Origin of the sequence: Winogradskyella marincola, from assembly GCF_029624125.1 — a bacterium.
In the GTDB taxonomy this organism is placed as follows: domain Bacteria; phylum Bacteroidota; class Bacteroidia; order Flavobacteriales; family Flavobacteriaceae; genus Winogradskyella; species Winogradskyella marincola.
In genome coordinates, this window is the sequence record NZ_JARSBN010000021.1 from 1 (window position 1) to 2444 (window position 2444).

The 2444-nt window shown below is 31.6% G+C and carries 3 protein-coding genes; all 3 read right to left on the reverse strand.

The annotated features are described in order from the left end of the window. Window positions 1–184: 184 nt before the first annotated feature. On the reverse strand, window positions 185–631 hold the full coding sequence (locus tag P7122_RS15775) for a UPF0158 family protein (RefSeq protein WP_278006765.1): 447 nt from the start codon (window positions 629–631) through the stop codon (window positions 185–187). Beyond that, complete coding sequence (locus P7122_RS15780; RefSeq protein ID WP_278006766.1) at window positions 624–968, reverse strand: DUF3024 domain-containing protein; 345 nt, start codon at window positions 966–968, stop codon at window positions 624–626. The genes P7122_RS15775 and P7122_RS15780 overlap by 8 nt, the downstream gene beginning before the upstream one ends. Window positions 969–1132: 164 nt before the next feature. Next, window positions 1133–2338 (reverse strand): ImmA/IrrE family metallo-endopeptidase, encoded by a 1206-nt coding sequence (locus P7122_RS15785; protein ID WP_278006767.1) that lies wholly within the window; start codon window positions 2336–2338, stop codon window positions 1133–1135. Between the last annotated feature and the right edge of the window lie 106 nt (window positions 2339–2444).

The following is a 2444-nucleotide window of genomic DNA, read 5'->3' on the forward strand; positions in this document are numbered from 1 at the left end:
AAAATTCTAAAAAAAAAATCGAAAAATAAACCAGGCTTTTTTCAAACCGCAAACTTGCTCCAGCATTAAAGCTAACGTGTTTGGCTATGGTTTCGTTGCGTGAAAATCCGCAAGGATTTTCCGCCATAAACTGAAGATAGCAAATTTGCGAGGACTTTCCGCTAGGAAAGTCAGAAGCAATGAACTATAGCCGGTGTTGTGCGCTGGCTTTTCTGCCGTTTAGTTGATTTTCTACTATTTTTTCTAGTTTACTTTGCTTAAAATCAAACCAATTTTGTTTAAAATTTGAATGGTCAATTCTATTTTTAAAATTTTGAAATAGTTTTTTATTAGCTAATACATTTTCTAATTCCGCTTGAAGTTTTTTGTCATGCAACTGCTCAACAAAAAGTTCCATTATTTTAAAACTCTCAAAACTTTGTAAAACCTCAATTTTTACAAAATCCGCTTGATGCTTCTTTATTTTTTTTAAATCCTCTCTAAAAGCTTCTTTAAAATCATCTTCGTCTGCTATATGCGAAAAGTTCGGTATTGCTAGAATTTCATTGGTTTTACAATTGTAATAGCAATCAAATCCGCAATCCAATTCCTGCGCAATTTCTTTAATTATATTTTGTTTAGAATTATCCAAAAAAGCAAGCGTGTTTATCTTCTTTTATAATTTCTACAATTTTATCTAAATAAGTAGATTCGGGAAACGGTTCGTATATTTCCCATTTTCCACTTGCTCTTATCCAGTATAAATTCCATTCTTTTCTTGATTTGTAATATCGGATTTTGGCAAAATCAAATTGTTGTTTCTTTTTTGGGTCTTGCCAATCAGGTCGAATTTCAAACAGAATTATAACTTTTCCATCATATGAATATCCAATATCAACTTGTTCTCTAATTTCAATATTTTCAGGTCGTAATGATTCCACGTATTCTTTAATTGTAGATTCATTTATATCAATCGTTCTGTTTTTCATTAAGTTACGATTTTTTCAGCTTGCGCACAACGGTCTTGGCTATGAGTAGTTGCGTGGGTTTGCACGTAACTTTGCAAGTACACACCAAACTGAAAATCCTTGCGGATTTTCAGAAGTAGGCGAGAACAAGCAATTACTTATAGCCATTGTTGTGCGTAGTTTTTTTATTCAAAAAATGTTCTTCTTACGACACTTCTAAAATCGTCTTTTGGTTTTGCGTAAGTAATTAAATTCAGTTCCTCGATTCTAAATTTAACTGCTGTTTTACTAATTCCAAAATAGTCAGATAGATAATCTACCGTTTTATAATAATCTTGTTTATTTATAGTTTGTTCGTCAAGATAAATATGTTCTGGACGACTTATTCCAATACTTTGTCTATATGCGATTAGGTGAGGAAGAAATAAGACTTTTGGCAAGAAAAGAGAAATTGCAAATTTATTTGCTTGCCATTCAATCCAATTTCTGTCATTTACTAAATTATGTCTATCAGTGAAAAAGTCATATTCAGAATCTGCAAAATCCTCGTATCTTTCTTGATTAACTTTTAGTTTACTATGCAGAAAAAAGTGTCCTAATTCGTGTCCCAAAACAAAAGGGAATTTTTCCAAACCTATTATTGATTTATCAATTAAGATTTTTTTGTTCTTAACATCAAAGTATCCCTCAATTTTCTTTCCATTTGCTGTTTCTAAATCTTGCGTAAAGTCAAATTCTAAATCATATTCGGACTTTAAGTGTTCAATAAAACTGTCAATTTTAATTGATGAATACAGGTCATTGTACTTTTGAAGAATCGGCAAAGCCAAGTTTTCAATTTGTATTGCTGACAGACGTTTTAAGCCTTTTACTTTTTTTAGTCCTAACGCTTTTTTTATGAATTTAAAGAAAATCTCATCTGCATTCTCCTTTTCATTCTTTTTACTTTCTTTATTTGTTCTGTGAAGTATTATCGAATGATTGTCATCTTTGTCAACTTCTATTAACATCATTCGTTTGTTCTTGGCAAAAGTTAGTCCTCCAGATTGAAATTTGTTATCTGTAATCATAACTCCTTTTACTCCTCCGCCTGCAACCTGATTTATTTTGGTGTTAAATTCCTCAACATCATCAACAGGAACATTGTGTCCAGATGGCGAACTTTTGCATTCAATTAAATAAAGAAGAGTATATCTTTCCGCATTTTTCGGCCAAACCTCAATGGATAAATCGAAGATTATTTCCTTTTCTCTATCTTTTGAATAATAGCCGACTTTTTTTTGAACTTTAGCTGTACTTTCAGAAATTCCCAACTCTCCATTTTTGATTGCTTTTACAATCAAATCATAGGATTTGTCTTCGAATTTGTCTCCAATTTTTACAGTATTCATTAATTATTCAAAATGTTCATTCAAATTACGCACAACGGTCTCGGCTATGATTTCGTTGCGGAAAAATCCGCAGGATTCTTTCCGCCGTAGCCGAAAGATAGTAAAA